Source organism: Bifidobacterium leontopitheci (assembly GCF_009193355.1).
Classification (GTDB): Bacteria; Actinomycetota; Actinomycetes; order Actinomycetales; family Bifidobacteriaceae; genus Bifidobacterium; species Bifidobacterium leontopitheci.
This window is the reverse complement of the sequence record NZ_WBVT01000010.1, coordinates 21,021-39,029: the sequence shown is the minus strand read 5'-3', so window position 1 is coordinate 39,029 and position 18,009 is coordinate 21,021. Positions and strand designations below refer to the sequence as shown.

The following is an 18,009-nucleotide window of genomic DNA, read 5'->3' as shown; positions in this document are numbered from 1 at the left end:
CGCGGCGGACCGGCGCATGCGGCACAATGGACGGCATACACAACGAACGCCGCCGCACCGTCCGGCGGGCGCGGCACACAGGAACCAGGGAGAAACGAGGAGACGATGTCACAGGAGTCAGACCAGCTGCACGAAACGGCACAGGACACGCCGACGCAGCCGGCGGAGAGCGCCGCCGCCCAAGCCGAAGAAACGACGCCGACGTTCACCCCGCGACCGGTCCTTTCGTTCGTGCGCCGCTCCGGCCGTCTCGACGCACGCCTGCAGCGCGCCTGGGACAACTTCGCCGACCACTATCTGCTGCGCCTTGACGAGCGCGAGGGCTCGCTCGACGTGGCCGACGGCTTCACGCTGGACGCCGATTTTGTTCGACGCACGTGGGGCAACGGCAATCCGCTCGTCATCGAAATCGGCTCCGGGCAGGGCGAGAACGTGGCGGCGGCAGCGGCGGCGCACCCCGACACGAACTTCCTTGCGCTGGAGGTGTACGATCCCGGCGTCGCGCACACGCTGCTGCTCGCCGGCAAGCACGAACTGGGCAATCTGCGCATCGCACAGGTGAACGCACCCGAGTTGTTCCTGCATTGCGCGCCGGGCGTGGCGGCCGAAGTGTGGACGTTCTTCCCTGATCCGTGGCCGAAGATGAAGCATCACAAGCGCCGCATCGTCCAACCGCAGCTCGCCGCGTCGATCCGCCGCACGCTTGTCGACGGCGGAGCGTGGCGCATCGCCACCGACATCGAGGATTACGCACTGCACGTGCATGAGGTGATGGACGGACTCGACGGCTGGCGCAACGCCGGCACGCTGACCGTCAGCCTGCCGACCGGTCACGTGGGCAAAGGCAACGCCGAGCTCGCCGCCGACATGCCGCATGCGGATTTCATGGAATCCGAGCGGTTTGACGGCCGCGTGCTCACCAATTTCGAGCGTAAGGGGCTCGAGGCGGGGCGCACGATCCACGATTTCACGTATGTGACATGCTGAGCCTCGCGACACGCCGATTTGCACATCAGTGACAACTCGCGTATTGTATATCAAGTTGTCACGCCCCCATCGTCTAACGGTTAGGACACCAGACTTTCAATCTGACAACGAGAGTTCGACTCTCTCTGGGGGTACTAATAAGAAAAGCCGGCCTTGGGGTCGGCTTTTTTCGTTACACCACGCCTCGAATATGGGGTTAAGGGGTTAAGGGTCAAAAACGTGGGTCTTATCCGCGTGTGTCGTCGGCACGGACGACCAATTTGAGCATCCGCCCCCGCTTTTCCACATGTCGGGTTCCTCGGGAAAGGGCGTCGCCAGCCTGTTCCGCGGCCGTTTGCCGCTAGAAGACAGCCGCTCTTAATCGAAAACGGACGCAAAACGGGCTTTCCGCGGCCGTTTCCCACTAGGAGACGACATGTCCTAGTCATAAAAGGCCGCCAGCCGGTCGATTTGCGTCCGTTTGCGACCAAGACCGGCCGGATTCTGGCCGCAAACGGACGCCGCCGCCTCCCGCAACTGCCGCTCCGCACCACGAGCAGCGGCATGGCATCCCATCCGAAATACGACAACGGGATGAAACCACCCCCAGGCTATTCTCCCGTGGCGGTTTCATCCCGTTTGCAGGCTTGCGGTCGCGGACTCGCTCGAAGGCTCACTCGCCGATCTTCTTGAGCACCCAGTCGACGATGTACGGCGCGACGTCCTGAATCTGGTCGATGGCGACCTGGAATTCGCGCGGGCCCCCATACCAAGGATCCACGAGGTCGATTTCGTCCTCGCGACCCGCCGCCGGCTTGGGCAGGTTCGGATCGAAGCTGCGGTACATGTGCACTTCCGTACGCTTCGCCGGCGGCAGCTGGCGCAGCAGCGCGCGCATGTGCGAGGCGGTCATAGGCAGGAACAGGTCGGTCTGCGCTATCTCGTCACGGGTGATGCGGTGCGCGAAGTGGTGCGCGGGAATCGCGTACCCGTCGGCCTTCAGCACGCGCACGGCGCGCGGATCGATCGGGTGGCTGTACTCCTCGTCGCTCACGCCGCTGGACATCACGAGGACCTGATCCTCGCCGACGCCACGCGACTCGAATTCGGCGCGCAGGATGATCTCCGCCATGGGCGAACGGCAGATGTTGCCGGTGCACACGGTCATCACCGTGTAGGGATGCTGCTGCGTCATGGTTGCCTTTCCGTAGGTTCTTGTGATTGGTTCTTGCGATTGATTCTTGTGCCCGATGACCTGCCGTGCCGGGCCTGGCCCGAACGTCGAACGGCCGGAGGCGGGCGGTGGCTGGGCATCCGCCCGCCTGTCGTCCGGCTCCGGCCGTCTCTCGCGTTCAGCCGATCTTGTGATAGGTGACGAAACGGTACCGCTTGATGGGACCGTCACTGTCACTCTTCGTGCGCATCCAATGACCAGGATCCGCGATCTCCCACAGTCCGGCGTCAACCAGCGCGTCCATGTCGGGCGCGTACGTATCGGCATCGACTTCGGCCTGTACCTTGGTGACGAACGCCTTGGTGGCGAACGGCATGGCCTCCTTGAAGATCTGCGCACCGCCAATCACCCAGATCTCGCTGCGGTCGAGACCGTCATCGGGAATGGCCTCCTGGCGGGCGATGTCGAGCGCGGCGTCAAGATCGGTGACCACGGTGGCGCCAAGCGCCACATACTGCGGATTATGCGAGATGACGATGTTGTCGCGGTTGGGCAGCGGACGGTACTTCACGTCCAGCGACTCCCAGGTCCGCCTTCCCATGATCACCGGGTGCGAGACGGTAAGCTCCTTGAAATGCTTCAGATCCTCCGACAGATGCCAGGGCATCCCGCCTTCGAATCCTATGGCGCCCGGTCGGCCTTCCTTGTCGTCGGCCTGCGCCCAGATGAGATTCACCGAAAACGTCTTGGGAAAGTCATCACCCCAATCATCGGCTTTCTCTTGCCCGGAAAACCCGGGCTCCGGTTCGTGATAGCCACTGCGGCTACTATCATGCTCCATTTCATTCACTCCTTGAATCGGACTGCGGTCAAGTGTATCGTCCGGTTCCGACCGTCACGCACGTTTTGGGGCGAAAGTCACACCGCCACCGGCGCCTTGATCGTCGGATGATGCCGGTAGTCCAGAATATGGAAGTCCTCATACCGGTAATCGAACAGAGAATCGGCCTTGTCGATCTCGATGCGCGGGTACGGGTACGGCTCGCGTCCCAGCTGCTCGAGCACCTGCTCGACGTGGTTGTCGTAGACATGGCAGTCGCCGCCGGTCCATACGAACTCGCCGGGCTGCAATCCTGTCTGCTGGGCCATCATCAGCGTGAGCAGCGAATACGAGGCGATGTTGAACGGCACGCCGAGGAACATGTCGCACGAACGCTGGTACAGCTGGCAGCTCAGACGCCCGTCCGCCACATAGAACTGGAACAGCGCGTGGCAGGGAGGCAACGCCATCTGCTCGACCTCGGCCGGATTCCATGCGGAGACGACCATGCGCCGCGAGTCGGGATGGTTGCGGATCAGGTCGAGCACGTTCGCGATCTGATCGATGGTGCGGTTAGGATCATCCGGGGTCGGCGCGGGCCAGCTGCGCCACTGCACGCCGTAGACCGGGCCGAGGTCGCCGTTCTCGTCGGCCCACTCGTCCCAGATGTGCACGTTGTGCTCCTGCAGCCAACGCACGTTGCTACTGCCCTTGAGGAACCACAGCAGCTCATAGGCAAGCCCCTTGAAGAACACGGTCTTCGTGGTGAGCAGCGGGAAGCTTTCGGACAGGTCGAAACGCATCTGCTGGCCGAACAGCGAAATCGTGCCGGTGCCGGTACGATCCGATTTCAGCGTGCCTTCGGTCATGATCCTGCGCACGAGGTCCTCGTACGGCATGGGGATGTCGGTCTTCGGGCGCGCCGGGATGCGGCGGCGGATGTCTGCAAGTTCTTCGGGTGTCAAAGCCATGCACCCAGTGTAACGTGCGATGCTCCGGGCGAACCATATGCGCCGGTTTTCGCACGGGCGGCGCAGTCCGCCGGCGTGTCGCGGGGCCGAGGCGACCGCGATGACCGGCGCGACGCGGTACCGACGGCGAAATTGGTCTACTGTAGACAGTGGGATTCCACGGCGCTCAACGGCACCGGTGGGTCACCGACCAACGACGACTATCGAGGGAGTGCATATGGGCAAGCGACTGTGGGTCGAGCGTAACAAGGATGGTTCGTGGGACGCGTTCAGCGAGGATGGCGCCCACATCAAGTTCGGCAAGGGCCGTGGCGTGTTCACGCCCGGCGACCTGATGAAGATCGCGCTGGCCGGCTGCGCGGCGCTGTCCAGCCAGTTCGCCGTCGAGCATGCGCTCGGTGACGGCAAGGGCGCGCGCATCGTGGTCGACGGCACGTATGACGCCGACGACGACGCCTACATCAACTTCAACGAGCAGGTCGTCGTCGACGCGCTGGACGCCGGTCTGAGCGACGCTGACGCCGACAAGCTCAAGGAGCGCGTCACACGGCACATCGACAAGGGCTGCACCGTCAAGCACACCTATGAGCAGGTGACGCCGGTGCGCATGGATGTGACGATCCGCCACTGATTCGCGGCTTACGAAGCGGGGGTGATGTCACAGCGGGTAGCTACCCGCTGTGACACCACCCCCGCTTTCGTCTGCATTCCAAGGATTTCGCCCATACGTCACAGCGGGTAGGTACCCGCTGTGACATGAAAGACGCGACAGCGCACGGCGCGGCGGCGAACCGCGGAGATACCGCGCGGCGGCCGGCGCTACTTGTGCTCGGGGTCGATGACCGCGTCAATCTGGTCGGCGACGTCCGGCGCGGCCGAAGCCACCGGCAGCTCCTCGACGCCGCCGATCTTCTCCAGCGGCTTCGGCTGCACGTCGGCGGGCGAACCGGGCACCGTGTCGAGCCGGGATTCGGCGGCCTCCACGTACTTGCGCGGCACCACGTAGACCGGTCCGACGGCGTGCTGGATCAGGCCCTGGCTGGTGGAGCCGAGCAGCAGGCCGGTGAAGCCGCCGCGGCCGCGGGAGCCGACGACGACGACATCGTGGTCGTAGCTGGCCTTGGTGAGCGTCTGCACGGCGTTGCCGGGCACGACCGTCTTCGTGATCTTCAGCGTGGGGTACGCCTCCTCGATCGGCTTGATGCGCACCTCAAGATCCTCCATGTAGGAGTCCATGACGGCCTTGTCGCCGTCGGCGCCCTGCACCTTCGGCACTGCGGAGATGACGTCGAGCTCGGCGCCCCACATATCGGCGAACTTGGCGGCGATGTCAAGCGCCTTGAGACCCCACTTCGACTCGTCCGAGCCGACCGCCACCTTGGTGATCGTGTTGTTGAGGTGCATGAGGTTGCCGTCGTCGTCGGTGTACGGCACCACGACGATCGGGCAGTATGCGTAGGCCGGCAGCGACGACGAGGTGGTGCCGAGCAGGCGCTCGGCGAGTCCGCCCTTGCCGCGGTTGCCGATGACGATGAGATTGTAGTTGCGGCTCAGTTCGACGAACACCGACGCCGGGTCGCCGGTGACGATCAGCGTGGTCGATTCGACGCCCTGTTCGTCGGCGATGGCCTTGGCCTTGGACAGGATCTCCTGGGCGTCGCTGTGCGCGGCGTTGTCGTCGCCCATGGCCGTATATGTGGCGTCGAACGACACCGCGGCGTAGCTGGGCAGCGAATATGCGCATACGATCTGCAGCGTCAGTCCTGCGTGCTTGGCGAAATTAGCGGCCCACCATGTGGCCTTGTAGCTCGCGTGCGAGCCATCAACCCCCACCAGAATGGCCTTCTCGTTGATCATGGCAACCTCCTTGCATGGTTCCCGATGCAGCGGCGCATCGGGTCGTACATTCAAGAATACCCCGGTTCGGCGGCAATGCATGGTCACGAATGCGGGTTTTTCTGTATGGCGGCGTAAGCCGTGTCACATTGGGCGGGCGCGAAACGGTGCGTCGCCATGCCAGACTGCGGACATGCACAGGCGACGTCGGCCATAACAGAAAACGCGCCGACCCCTTACGGAGCCGACGCGTCGCGTCTTGTTCACGGTATGTGCTGTGCGTCGCGCGCACAGGGGCCGACCGGTAACCGGCCGGCTGAATGACTGGCTATCAGTCGGAGAGGATGTGGTAGTACTCGAAGGACGACGAGTAGACCGGCACGATGGACACGCTCTTGCCGGGACGCGGCGCGTGGATCATCAGGCCGTTGCCCACGTAGATGCCCACATGGCCGGGCAGCCACATGAGGTCGCCGGGCTGCGGGTTGCTGACCCGGGTGCCGTGGGACTGCGCCCACGTACGCTGGTCGTTGTCGACGCGCGGCAGGCTGATGCCAAACTTCGCGTACACGAACTGCGTGAATCCGGAGCAGTCGAAACCGGCGGGCGTGGTGCCGCCGATCACGTACGGCACGCCCTGGAACTCGGCGGCGTACGAGACGACCGCGGAACCGCTGGCGGCGGCCGGAAGGTCAACGCCCTGCGACTGCGTGGTCGTCAGTGATGTTCTGCTGGACGAGCGAGACGCCGCCTGAGCCTCCGCAAGACGAGCCGCCTCCTGACGGGCCGCCTCCTCAGCGGCCTTGCGCTCCTCCTCCGCCTTCTTCGCCGCGGCCTCCGCATCACGCTCCGCCTGCGACTTCGTCTGCGGCACATCCAGGGAATCCACGCCACCCCACGACGCGCCGTCGCCATCGGTCGACACCGACTCCTTCAACACATCACGACGAGCCGTGTTCACCTTCGGGAACGAACGGGACGACGTGATCGTCACCCCCGAGGACGCAGCGGAACCAGCCGACGCGGCAGGAACCCCCACCACCGACAAACCGGCAGCCACCACACCAGCCACCAACACCGAAACAAAACTCTTTGATCTAATCATCGCATTCCACCGTACCATAAGGAACTTACCGCAGTATGCCGCGGTCCGCCACGAGCCGAACCGCCACGCGCGTCTGTGAACCATCTCACAGCCGTGCCGCCGTGCGTCCGTCGTCTGATATCGTGCGCGTCACACCCCACCGACTTGCGTCACTCCCCCACCGACCTGCGTCGTCCCCACTGTCGCGCGTCACACCGTCCGCGACAGTGCGTCACGCTGCCGCCCTTGCTCGGTGACGCACCGACGGAAACCGTTGCAAACATTGGGGTGAAACAAGAACGTCACGCTGCCCGGGCGAGCATCGTGACGTAAATGGACACCGAGATGCGCAGAACGGTGACGTATTGGGCAACCGCCGGTCAGATGATCGGACCGCCGCCCATGAAGTAGCCGCCGGACGTGACCGGGCGGATGGCGACGCCGCCATCGGGGGCGGAGTCCAGCATCACGCCGTTGCCGAGGTAGATGCCGACGTGGCCGGGGCTACGGCCGTCGTACTTGCCGAACACGAGATCGCCGTAGTTCAGGTCGGCGACGTCCATCTTGAGGTTGCTGCCGACTTCGGCGTAGAGGCTTTCCGGCCAGCTGGAGTTGGTGGAACGTCCCAGCGCATAGTCGACGACGCCGGAGCAGGTGAACGATGACGTGGACGGGTCGCCGGTCCACACGTAACCGGACACGCGGTATGCGGAACCCTGTACGGACAGCGCCTTCTTGACGAACGCGGCGACATCCGTGGGCGTGTCGGCCGACGCGGCCGGAGCCGTGGTCGTCAGTGATGTTCTGCTGGACGAGCGAGACGCCGCCTGAGCCTCCGCAAGACGAGCCGCCTCCTGACGGGCCGCCTCCTCAGCGGCCTTGCGCTCCTCCTCCGCCTTCTTCGCCGCGGCCTCCGCATCACGCTCCGCCTGCGACTTCGTCTGCGGCACATCCAGGGAATCCACGCCACCCCACGACGCGCCGTCGCCATCGGTCGACACCGACTCCTTCAACACATCACGACGAGCCGTGTTCACCTTCGGGAACGAACGGGACGACGTGATCGTCACCCCCGAGGACGCAGCGGAACCAGCCGACGCGGCAGGAACCCCCACCACCGACAAACCGGCAGCCACCACACCAGCCACCAACACCGAAACAAAACTCTTACGCATCATCAACAAGCAATGGTAACACAGGCGACATAGCCGAACCTGAGAAAATGCCATGAAAACGCCTGCGCCCCCTCCTCTTCAGAACAGCGATGCGCAGGCACACGAACGACGCGCCGCATAGGCCGGGCTCCCCCGGCGTGCGGCGGCAACGGCGAATCAGTAGTGGATGTAGCGGAAGTCGCTCACATTGGTGAACGTACGGTGGGCGATCTTGCCGTTCAGCGCGGCGCCGCACTCCGAAACGTACACGGAGCCGTCGGGGTTGATGCGCTCCACGATGGCGACGTGGCCGTACAGGGAGCTGGCGCCCTCCTGACCGGTGCGGAAGACCATGATGTCGCCGACGTGACGCGGCGTGTTGTCCACCCAATAGCCCATGGCGGCGGCGGAATCCGCCCACTGCGCGCCGTTGCCGAAGTACGAGCCGACCGGCAGGCCGAGCTGGTGACGACGGGTGTACGCCCACCACGTGCACTGGCTGAACGCGTACGCGAGGCCGCTGTCGCCGGTGGCGTGGTTCGGGTTGAAGTTCGCGGGCAGCTGGTCGCTGTCCTTGTCGACGAGCACGGCGACCTTCGGATTGTCGGCGAGGGAACGGGCGAGCTGGCTGACGTCGATGGTCGAGTTCTCGTCGTTGAGCTGCCACGAGCCGCTGTTCGACGACTGGGTTGCCGTCTGATTGTTTTCGGATGACGCCGCGGCGGTCGAATCGGACGTGGAGGACTGCGTGCCGTACGTGTCGGTCAGCGCGGTGCGCGACTCGGAACGGGAGACGGTGGAGCCCTGGATACGGGCCATCTGCGTGGTGGTCGTCGCGGGGTCCTGGGCGATGACGCCGGTGCCGCTGGCCTGCCGCATGTTGGCGGAGAACGCCAGCGCGGTGGCGGCGGTGCCCACCAGCGCCGCAAGGGACGCGGAGGACATCACGGCGGAACGACGCTGCGCGGCCTTCGCGGTCTGACGGATGGCGCGCCTCGTCAGCGGGGCGACTTCGTTCAGACGCGCGGCAAGCGCGGGATCGATGGCAAGCGCCACGGCATCGCCGTTGGCCGCCTGCACGGCGCGAACCACGCCTACGCTGTGGGATCCTCGTGAAGAGCGGAACAAATCCGCCAATCCGGTACGCTGAGCGGAACCTTTATTGGCTTTATGGGCCGCATGCTTCATAGATCCACTCCTTTTGATTGCGTACAAATCCAGTGCGGCGTATAACCATACACCACACTCACAATCCACCAGTCTACCTTAGGGCTAGGTCATCGGCAAAAACCGGCCGTTTCCCGGGTGTTCGCCTCCGCGCGCGCATCCGACACGCGCAGTCCAGCAACCGGGCGAAGCCACGCACCCGGCAACCGCACGAACTAGGCTGAAGGGCATGACAAACATCGTGAACATCCCCGAATCCCTGTTGCCCGAGGACGGACGCTTCGGCTCCGGCCCCAGCAAGATCCGCCCCGCGCAGGTCGAGGCGCTGGAACGCGGCGGCCGCACGCTGCTCGGCACATCGCATCGTCAGGCACCGGTCAAGGCGCTTGTAGCGTCAATCCGCGAAGGCCTCTCCTCGTTCTTCCGTCTTCCTGACGGCTATGAGATCGCGCTGGGCAACGGCGGCGCCAGCGCCTTCTGGGACATGGCGTGCGCGTCGCTGATCAGCCGCAAGGCGGCGTTCGGCACTTATGGGTCGTTCAGCACGAAGTTCTCCGCGTCGGCCGCAGGCGCGCCGTTCCTCGAGGAGCCCGTGCTCTTCAAGGGCGAGCCGGGAACCTACCGTCTCCCCGAACTCACCGAAGGCGTAGACGCCTATGCGTGGGCGCACAACGAGACCTCCACCGGCGTGTCGGCTCCGGTGCGACGCATACCCGGCAGCGAGGAGCAGGACGCGATCGTCCTGGTGGACGGCACGAGCGCCGCCGGCGCGCTGCCGGTCGACGTCTCGCAGACCGACGCCTATTATTTCTCGCCGCAGAAGGCGTTCGGCTCCGACGGCGGCCTGTGGCTCGCCGTGCTGTCGCCGCGCGCCATCGCCCGAGCCGAGGCGGTGGAGCACAGCGCGCGGCTTGAGGGGGCGCGCCGCTGGGTGCCGCCGTTCCTGTCGCTGACCTCGGCGCTGGCCAACGCGCGCAAGGATCAGACGCTCAACACGCCGTCCGTGGCGACGCTCGTCATGCTGGAGAACCAGGTGCGTTGGCTCAACGAGAACGGCGGCATGGACTGGGCGACGGCCCGCTGCGCCAAGTCGGCGTCCATCCTGTACGGCTGGGCGGAACGCAGCGACTACGCCAAGCCGTTCGTCACCGATTCGGACGCGCGCTCGCACTCGGTGGTCACCATCGACCTGGACGATGCGGTCAGCGCCCAGCAGGTCGTCGGCGCGCTGCGCGAGAACGGCATCGTCGACACCGCCGGATACCGCAAGCTGGGGCGCAACCAGCTGCGCGTCGGCGTGTTCCCGTCGGTGGAGCCCGCGGACGTGGAGGCGTTCACGCAGTGCGTCGACTACGTTGTGGAGCATCTGTGAACGCCCGGAGACGGTTCCGTCCGAGCACGCGGTACAGTAACTGATATGAAATTCGCGGCGATTCTGAACCCCGAGGTGCGCAAGCCGGCCCCCAAGCCGGTGCGCGTGGACCTGCGCAAGACGTTCCTGATCGGCGTGACGCTGTGGGTCGTCGCGCTGATCGTCTGCGCCATCCTGCTGGCATGCGGGATGCATGTGCTCAAGCTGACGATCATGTGCGCCTGCGGGGTGGTCATCGGCCTGATGATGCTCGTCTGGGAGCATTTCGACCGTTGGGACTACCGCCGTCTCGGCAAGTGAGATTCGCAGCCTGATGCGTATGCCGGGCGGCGAGTCCGGATGGTTGGGGGTGGATGTCTGTGGTCACGATAGGCCTGACGACGACCACCCCCAGTCAGCTACGCTGACAGCCCCCGACAGCGGGGGCGAGATATATGATCGGTCATGCTTCCCGGCAGCGGGGCGGGAAGCTGATCAGCTGACCGGGGCCGCGTCATCGCACGGCAGGCTGAACGTGAACGTGCACCCCTGACCGGGGGCGCTCCACACGGTCACGTCACCATGATGGGCAAGCGCCACATGCTTGACGATGGCCAAACCCAGGCCGATGCCGTCCTCGGTGCGTTCGCTTTGGTTGGTTCCACGGTAGAACCGCTCGAAAATACGCGGCAGCTCCTTCTTCGACACGCCTACGCCATGGTCGATGACGCGGACCATGGCGCGTCCCCCATCCGCCGAGCGCGACACCGATACGCCGACCGCACCGCCGCGCGGCGAATACAGGATCGCGTTCTCGACCAGTTTGCGCACGGCAAGACGAAGCTGGTCGTCCTCGCCGTGCACCATCACCGCCGCGTCGCCGCCGACACGCACGGTAACGCCGCAACGGTCCGCCAACGGTCCAAGACCATCGACGGCGGAAGTCACCTGATCATACAACGGGCAACGGTTCGCCGCGGAGGCGGTCACCGGCTCCTGCGCCTTGATGAGCATGAGCAGGTCGGAGACCATGCGGTTCAGCTTCGTGCAGGCGTGCCGCACCTTGCCGGCGTCATCACGGACCTGCGCCTCGCTCACGCCGGGCTGCTCGAGCGAATCGGCCAGCTGCTCCAACGCCTTCGTCGGCTGCAACAGCTGCTCGGAGACGTTGGAGATAAAGGAATCACGGATCTGCGCGAACCGGATCGACTCGCTGACGTCATCGATGAGCACGACGACAAGGTGACGGTCGATCCTGCCGACCGTCACCTTCAGCCAGTTCGGGCGTGACAGCGGACGGGAACCGGCACCCTCGACGTCGCGTCGCCCATCGTCCTCGCCGCCATGCGCCGCATCCCCATCCGGACGTGACGGCGGGACCGCAGCACCCGCCAGACTGCCGGACTTCACGCCGAACCCGGCGCCGGGCTCCCCCAGACCGGCGTACTGCTCGGGCGTATCGGTCATCAGGTCGAACGAACGCCGCGAACCGTCGGCCATGACCGCGCGCACCGCCTGCAGCACACGGTCATCGACGATCGCCTCGTCGCGCACCAAGCCAAGCCGGTAGGAGGCAGGGTTCGCACGCAGCACCTCGTCGTTGTCCCCCACGACGATCGAAGCGAGCGGCAGCATGGACAGCAGCACCTGCGTGCGGTCGTCAAGATCGTCGCCGTCATCGTCGTCGTCATGCGATTTCCTACGCATCGAAGCCAGCCGCGCAGACAACGTACGCACCAGCATGCTGCCGTTCCACATCCTGACGATCACCGGCTGAAGACGGTCGAACAGCAGAAATCCGACCCACACCAGCACCGCGAGCGCCAGCAGCAGGAACACCACGAAAATCCAGAGAGACGGTTCAGGCATGTCTTCCATTGTCTCACAGCCTGCCCGTAGCGCCGTGCGACATGCCGGCAGAGCGACAACAACGTGAATGGATGGTAAACGGGGCAATGAATTTTAAGCCAATTCCAAGCCGCGCCCCGCCGCGTTACTGGTCAAACCGCTGTAAGGAAGATTACACTAGAGTGAGGTTCCTTGATAGGGGTCCAACTACATAGCAGGAAAGGCTACAACAATGCGCGTAATTTTTGACGAGGAGCTCAAGGCTGTCGCTGACGACCTCGACCGCATGGTGCAGGACGTGCGCAAGGCCATCAACGGTGCTGGCGAGGCCCTGCTCAAGCAGGATGTCGAGGCGGCCCAGAGCGTGATCGACGGGGACATCGAGATCGACGCCCTCGAATCCAGCATCATCGACCAGTGCGTCCGTCTGCTGGCCAAGCAGAACCCGGTCGCCACCGACCTGCGCGTGGTCGTCTCCACGCTGCGTCTGGCCGCGACGTTCGAGCGTATGGGCGACCTGGCCAAGCACATCGCCGAGTCGGCCCGCCGGGCGTACCCGGAGTCCCCGCTGCCGGACGAGGCGAAGGAGCTGTTCGGCGAGATGTACCAGTTCCTCTCCAAGACCGCCGACCGTCTGGTCGCCATGCTGCAGGACCGCGACGCGAAGACCGCCGAGCAGATCATCCTCGACGACGACGTGCTCGACAACCTGCACCACAAGACCTTCGAGCTGGCGCTCTCTGACCAGTGGACCGGCACCCGCCAGCAGCTCATTGACGTGGTGCTGCTCGGCCGCTTCCTGGAGCGTCTCGGCGACCATGCCGTCTCCGCTTCCCGCCGCGTGGTCTACATCGTCTCCGGCTTCGACCCTTCCAAGGCGCCTACTCGCGACGAGGATGGCGCAGTCGAGTGACACCGATGCCGGACGTCCGCGCGTTTGACTGACGTTGCCGCCGGACGGTTTGGCGCACCAGTAACTCCGATATGTTTGGGGCCTTCCGTGACGATCTCACGGAAGGCCCCAAACATATCTTGTCACTTCTCAACGGAACGTACTCGTAGAGCTTTGTCCGGGTACGTTCCGTCATTTTTCCACAACGGACCGTACCCGTAGCACCCCGTTCGAGTACGGTCCGTTGAAATTTCCCGACCGACCGTACCCGTATCATCACGTCCGGGTACGGTCCGTTGACATTTCCCAACCGACCGTACCCGGACGACGGGGTACGGGTACGGTTCGTCAGCGATGACGACCGCGCGCGGCACAAGGCCGCCGACAAACCCACAGCACCGTCAAATCCCCAGCACCGACAAAAAACGGGGGACGTACATGACGTACGTCCCCCGAAAACAGCCGATGAAGGCTCAGATCACTTCTGGCCCTGGGCGGCGACGGCGGCGGCACCGGCGGCGGCGGCCTCCGGGTCCAGGTACTCGCCACGCGGCTTGACCGGCTTGAAATCGTCGTCCAGCTCGTAGAGCAGCGGGATGGCGGTCGGGATGTTGACCTTGGCGATCTCCTCTTCGGTCAGGTTGTCAAGCATCTTGACGATGGCGCGCAGGGAGTTGCCGTGAGCGGCGATCAGGACGGTCTTGCCGGCCTTGAGCTGCGGCTCGATGTCGGACTTGAAGTACGGCTCGACGCGCTTGACGACGTCGGCCAGGCACTCGGCTTCCGGAACCGGGTCGCCGGTGTAGCGCGGATCATGGTTCTGCGCGTACTGGTCGTCCGGATCGATCTCGGGCGGCGGGGTCGCGTAGGAGCGACGCCACAGCATGAACTTCTCGTCGCCGTACTCCTCGCGGATCTCGGTCTTGTTCTTGCCCTGCAGAGCGCCGTAGTGACGCTCGTTGAGACGCCAGCTACGCTCGACCGGAATCCACAGACGATCCGCGGCATCCAGCGCGAGGTTGGCGGTGTTGATGGCACGACGCAGCAGCGAGGTGAAGACGATGTCCGGAAGGACGTTCTTCTCCTTGAGCAGCTCGCCGCCGTGCTTGGCTTCCTCTTCACCCTTCTCGGTCAGCGGGACGTCGACCCAGCCGGTGAACTGGTTGGTTTTGTTCCATGCGCTCTGTCCGTGACGGAGCAGTACTAGTTTGTAAGTCATACCTCGCAGTTTAGCGCCCAGCACGGCCAAAATCGAGCATTTCCGCGCCGCGGGTTCCGGCAGATGGGACAACCGCCGGCGGAAGGCCGTCCTTACCCCGGTTTTCTCCCGCCAGAAACCTCGCGAATGGGAGAAAACCGGGGATGAGGCCACGCCGCGTCAGCAGGCTCACACCATCAGCGAAATCAGCAGCACCACGGCGAAATACGGCGGCTGGAAGCAGGCGTCGGACAGCGCCGTGCGGAACCGCTTGCCGGACTCCTCGTCGTCACGGCCGGCGGCGGCGAACACGCTGGAGATCATACGCCATGTCACGCCGAGCCCCGACAGCAGGAGCACGCCGCCCCACGGCAGCCACAGCATCATCACCAGCCATGCGGCGATCAGGTAGGCGACCACGCAGCACACGACGAGCAGCACACGCGCCGCACGCGGCCCCATGCGCACGGCGAGCGTCTTCTTGCCGTGCGCCGCGTCGTCACGCACGTCACGCAGGTTGTTCACCATGAGCAGCTGGCAGCACAGCAGGCCGGAGACGACCGCGCACAACGCGCCGAACAGGCTCGTCGTGCCGCACAGCGCGTACTGGGTGCCGAGCACCGCGGCAAGGCCGAAGAACAGGAACACCGCAAGCTCGCCGAAACCGGCGTATCCGTACGGATGCCGGCCACCCGTGTAGAACCAGGCGGCGAGCAGGCATGCCGCGCCGACCGCGAGCAGCCACCACGCCTGTGTGATCAGCACCACCGCCAGACCGCTGGCGCAGGCGAGCGCCGCGCAGACGATGGCGGCGGTCAGCACCTGACGGGGCGTGGCTAGGCCGGCGGCGACGAGACGCTGCGGCTTGCCGGTGACCTTCTCCTTGCCGCCGCGGCCGGCATCGGCGCCGCGCACGCCGTCGGCATAGTCGTTCGCGAAGTTGGCCGCCGCCTGCAGCAGCACGCCGACAGCCAGGCACAGCAGAACGACCAGCCAGAAACGGGACATCATCGTCTGCGCCTGCGCCTCGACCGCCGGGCACTGCGAGGTGTCGGTGCGCACCTTCGTGCAGTACAGGCCTCCGGAGATGACGGGGTACGCGCTGCAGGCGCCGACGATCACCGATGACACGGACAGCCACAACGTCTTCGGGCGGGCGCCCTGAATCCACTTGTTCACACTCATGGGTCTTCAGTGTAGTCGGGCGGGTGCCGACGAGCGCATATGCGAGCGGGCCCGCTCCCCCATGCAGGGGTCGGGCCCGCGATTCGTCCGGATGGACCTGATACGCCGGACAGGCCGGCGGAGGGTCAGCCGACGAGCGGCTTGACGAGCGGGAACGTGATGGTCTCGCGGATCGTCGCGCCGGTCAGCGCGATGAGCAGTCGGTCGATGCCCATGCCCATGCCGCCTGCCGGGGGCATGCCCACGCCGAGCGCCTCGAGGAAGTCCTCGTCGATGTCGCACGCCTCCTCGTCGCCGGCCATGGCGTCCTTGGCCTGGGCGACGAAGCGCTCGCGCTGCACGACCGGGTCGTTGAGCTCGGAGTAGCCGGTGGCCAGCTCGAAGCCGCGCACGTAGAGGTCCCACTTCTCCACGACGCCGGGCTTGGTGCGGTGGCCCTTGACCAGCGGGGAGGTCTCGACCGGGAAGTCGCGCACGAAGGTCGGCTCGTAGAGCTTGTCCTCGTAGAAGTGCTCCCACAGGTGCTCGACGAGCTTGCCGTGGTTCTCCACCTCGTCGCGCTCGACGCCCAGCTTGTCGGCGATCTCGCCCAGATGCTCGACGGAGGTGCCCGGGTTGTCGGGGCCGCCGTTGGGGATGATCTCCTCGCCGAGGGCTTCGGAGAGGGAGCCGTACATGCTCATGGTCTTCCATTCGCCGCCGAAGTCGTATTCGGTGCCGTCGAGCAGCGTGACCTTGTGCGAGCCGTAGACGTCCATGGCGGTCTTCTGCACGAGCTCCTTGACGAGCTGGCCGATGGTGTCGTACGTGCCGTATGCCTGGTACGCCTCGACCATGGTGAACTCGGGGGCGTGCGTGGCGTCGACGCCCTCGTTGCGGAAGTCGCGGTTGATCTCGAACACGCGCTCGATGCCGCCGACGAGGCAGCGCTTGAGGAACAGTTCCGGCGCGATGCGCAGGTAGAGGTCAAGGTCGAACGCGTTCATGTGCGTGGTGAACGGACGTGCCGCGGCGCCGCCGTGGATGGTCTGCAGCATCGGCGTCTCGACCTCGAGGAAGCCGTGGTCGTCGAACGTGCGGCGCAGCGAGGCGACGGCCTTGGAGCGGTTGCGCACCATGTTGCGCACTTTCTCGTCGGCGATCATGCCGATGTACGGCTTGCGGGTGCGGGTGTCGTCGTTGAGGTCCTTGTGCAGGGCCGGCAGCGGCTGGAGCGCCTTCGAGGCGATCGCCCATTCGGTGGCGAACACGGAGAGCTCGCCCGTCTTGGAGGCGATCACGCGGCCGCGCAGGTACAGGTGGTCGCCGAGGTCGACGAGCTGCTTGAACTTCTTGAGCGACTCGGCGCCGATCTCCTTCTTGGAGATCATGCCCTGCAGCTTGGTGCCGTCGCCGGCGGCCAGCTGCACGAAGCACAGGCCGCCGCCGTTGCGCAGGAACAGCACGCGGCCGGCCACGCCGACCACATCCTCGGTCTCCTGGCCGGGCTCGAGCTTGCCGTCGTACTTGGCGCGCACCTGCTCGATGGTGTCGGTCACGTCGAGGTGCACCGGATAGGGCTGCATGCCTTCCTTGAGCATGATGGCGCGCTTGGCGACGCGCATCTGCACCTGCTCGGGGTGCGCGAGCGGACCGAACTCCTTGTTGGACGGGTCCACGGTCTCCTCCAGCGTGGCGCCCTCGTTGATGCGCGCGCGGATGGCCTCGTCCTGCCGCAGCAGCATCTCGGCATGCTCGACCGTGGTCATCGCCGTGGGGGCGGACTGGGCCTCCTCCGCGGTGGTTTCGTTGAGAGATTGGGTGTCTTCTTGCGTCTGACTCATAGTCCTTCAGTGTACCGAGGTGCCGATACAGTCACGGGCGATAATAACGACACGCCGATAAACCTTATGCTTTCCAACGGTTTTCACCCCGTTAACCACCCTCGGTTTGCATTGCCGACGGAATCGTCGTAATATTTCCGTCGTTGCCAAAACGGGCTGTAGCGCAGCTTGGTAGCGCGCTTCGTTCGGGACGAAGAGGCCGCGGGTTCAAATCCCGCCAGCCCGACGCAATATAAAGGTATCGCTGGTTTCCAGCGGTACCTTTTTCTTTTTCTCGGCGCCGCACGCCTCACTCTCCTGGCATCCCCACTAACGAAACGTACCCGAACAACCTCTACGAGTACGTTCCGTCACGATTTATCGACGGACCGTACTCGGACACTTCCTACGAGTACGGTCCGTCAACCGCCCGCCAACGGAACGCACCCGAACGGCCCGTCACGAGTACGGTCCGTCAGCGAGAGGGCCTTACATGGTCGACACGGGCTGCTGTTAGGGTTAACAACCGGTACGGCGCCCGTCCGGGCGCACGTTCATGCA

Annotated in this window: 16 protein-coding genes and 2 tRNA genes; 7 read left to right on the top strand and 11 right to left on the bottom strand. The window is 65.0% G+C overall.

Annotation, left to right across the window (positions count from 1 at the left end):
- The first annotated feature begins 105 nt into the window (after positions 1 to 105).
- A complete protein-coding gene (trmB, locus tag F7D09_RS04780; protein WP_152234274.1) occupies positions 106 to 987 on the top strand; it encodes a tRNA (guanine(46)-N(7))-methyltransferase TrmB in 882 nt (293 codons plus the stop codon).
- Between the two features lie 62 nt (positions 988 to 1,049).
- Positions 1,050 to 1,121, top strand: a tRNA-Glu gene (locus F7D09_RS04775).
- 518 nt (positions 1,122 to 1,639) lie between these two features.
- On the opposite strand, the gene F7D09_RS04770 is transcribed toward F7D09_RS04775, so the two are convergent.
- From F7D09_RS04770 to F7D09_RS04760, 3 genes are all read right to left on the bottom strand, one after another.
- The gene (locus F7D09_RS04770) at positions 1,640 to 2,161 is read right to left on the bottom strand and encodes a low molecular weight protein-tyrosine-phosphatase (protein WP_152234273.1); all 522 of its coding nucleotides are present in this window, start codon (positions 2,159 to 2,161) and stop codon (positions 1,640 to 1,642) included.
- A gap of 157 nt (positions 2,162 to 2,318) precedes the next feature.
- Complete coding sequence (locus F7D09_RS04765) at positions 2,319 to 2,981, bottom strand: dihydrofolate reductase (protein WP_152234272.1); 663 nt, start codon at positions 2,979 to 2,981, stop codon at positions 2,319 to 2,321.
- Between the two features lie 77 nt (positions 2,982 to 3,058).
- Positions 3,059 to 3,859, bottom strand: coding sequence for a thymidylate synthase (locus F7D09_RS04760; RefSeq protein ID WP_193312335.1), 801 nt, complete (start codon positions 3,857 to 3,859; stop codon positions 3,059 to 3,061).
- 289 nt (positions 3,860 to 4,148) lie between these two features.
- Between F7D09_RS04760 and F7D09_RS04755 the strand changes: the two genes are divergently transcribed.
- Positions 4,149 to 4,562, top strand: a complete 414-nt coding sequence (locus F7D09_RS04755) for an OsmC family protein (protein ID WP_152234270.1) — start codon at positions 4,149 to 4,151, stop codon at positions 4,560 to 4,562.
- Between the two features lie 188 nt (positions 4,563 to 4,750).
- Here the strand turns inward: F7D09_RS04755 and F7D09_RS04750 are convergent, their stop codons facing one another.
- From F7D09_RS04750 to F7D09_RS04735, 4 genes are all read right to left on the bottom strand, one after another.
- Complete coding sequence (locus F7D09_RS04750; RefSeq protein ID WP_152234269.1) at positions 4,751 to 5,788, bottom strand: universal stress protein; 1,038 nt, start codon at positions 5,786 to 5,788, stop codon at positions 4,751 to 4,753.
- 310 nt (positions 5,789 to 6,098) lie between these two features.
- On the bottom strand, positions 6,099 to 6,872 hold the full coding sequence (locus F7D09_RS04745) for a C40 family peptidase (protein ID WP_193312332.1): 774 nt from the start codon (positions 6,870 to 6,872) through the stop codon (positions 6,099 to 6,101).
- A gap of 359 nt (positions 6,873 to 7,231) precedes the next feature.
- The gene (locus F7D09_RS04740; RefSeq protein WP_152234267.1) at positions 7,232 to 8,029 is read right to left on the bottom strand and encodes an NlpC/P60 family protein; all 798 of its coding nucleotides are present in this window, start codon (positions 8,027 to 8,029) and stop codon (positions 7,232 to 7,234) included.
- 153 nt (positions 8,030 to 8,182) lie between these two features.
- Positions 8,183 to 9,193 carry a CHAP domain-containing protein gene (locus tag F7D09_RS04735; protein ID WP_152234266.1) on the bottom strand — a complete coding sequence of 337 codons (1,011 nt, stop codon included), beginning with the start codon at positions 9,191 to 9,193 and terminating at the stop codon, positions 8,183 to 8,185.
- A 208-nt stretch (positions 9,194 to 9,401) separates the two neighbouring features.
- Between F7D09_RS04735 and serC the strand changes: the two genes are divergently transcribed.
- Entirely contained in the window at positions 9,402 to 10,544 is a 1,143-nt protein-coding gene (gene serC, locus F7D09_RS04730; RefSeq protein ID WP_152234265.1) for a phosphoserine transaminase, read from the top strand.
- 45 nt (positions 10,545 to 10,589) lie between these two features.
- The gene (locus tag F7D09_RS04725; RefSeq protein WP_152234264.1) at positions 10,590 to 10,844 is read left to right on the top strand and encodes a hypothetical protein; all 255 of its coding nucleotides are present in this window, start codon (positions 10,590 to 10,592) and stop codon (positions 10,842 to 10,844) included.
- A 174-nt stretch (positions 10,845 to 11,018) separates the two neighbouring features.
- Here F7D09_RS04725 and F7D09_RS04720 read toward each other — a convergent pair whose 3' ends face one another.
- Complete coding sequence (locus tag F7D09_RS04720; protein ID WP_152234263.1) at positions 11,019 to 12,392, bottom strand: sensor histidine kinase; 1,374 nt, start codon at positions 12,390 to 12,392, stop codon at positions 11,019 to 11,021.
- A 211-nt stretch (positions 12,393 to 12,603) separates the two neighbouring features.
- On the opposite strand from F7D09_RS04720, the gene phoU reads away from it, so the two are divergent.
- Positions 12,604 to 13,284 (top strand): phosphate signaling complex protein PhoU, encoded by a 681-nt coding sequence (phoU, locus tag F7D09_RS04715; RefSeq protein ID WP_152234262.1) that lies wholly within the window; start codon positions 12,604 to 12,606, stop codon positions 13,282 to 13,284.
- 457 nt (positions 13,285 to 13,741) lie between these two features.
- Here the strand turns inward: phoU and F7D09_RS04710 are convergent, their stop codons facing one another.
- The 3 genes from F7D09_RS04710 to lysS all read right to left on the bottom strand — a co-directional run bounded on the left by F7D09_RS04710 (position 13,742) and on the right by lysS (position 17,469).
- Entirely contained in the window at positions 13,742 to 14,482 is a 741-nt protein-coding gene (locus tag F7D09_RS04710) for a phosphoglyceromutase (protein ID WP_152234261.1), read from the bottom strand.
- A 168-nt stretch (positions 14,483 to 14,650) separates the two neighbouring features.
- Positions 14,651 to 15,646: a 1,4-dihydroxy-2-naphthoate octaprenyltransferase gene (gene menA / locus F7D09_RS04705; protein ID WP_152234260.1), complete on the bottom strand. Its 996-nt coding sequence runs from the start codon at positions 15,644 to 15,646 to the stop codon at positions 14,651 to 14,653.
- 125 nt (positions 15,647 to 15,771) lie between these two features.
- Complete coding sequence (gene lysS, locus F7D09_RS04700; RefSeq protein WP_152234259.1) at positions 15,772 to 17,469, bottom strand: lysine--tRNA ligase; 1,698 nt, start codon at positions 17,467 to 17,469, stop codon at positions 15,772 to 15,774.
- A gap of 152 nt (positions 17,470 to 17,621) precedes the next feature.
- Between lysS and F7D09_RS04695 the strand changes: the two genes are divergently transcribed.
- Positions 17,622 to 17,695, top strand: a tRNA-Pro gene (locus F7D09_RS04695).
- The last annotated feature ends 314 nt before the right edge of the window (positions 17,696 to 18,009 follow it).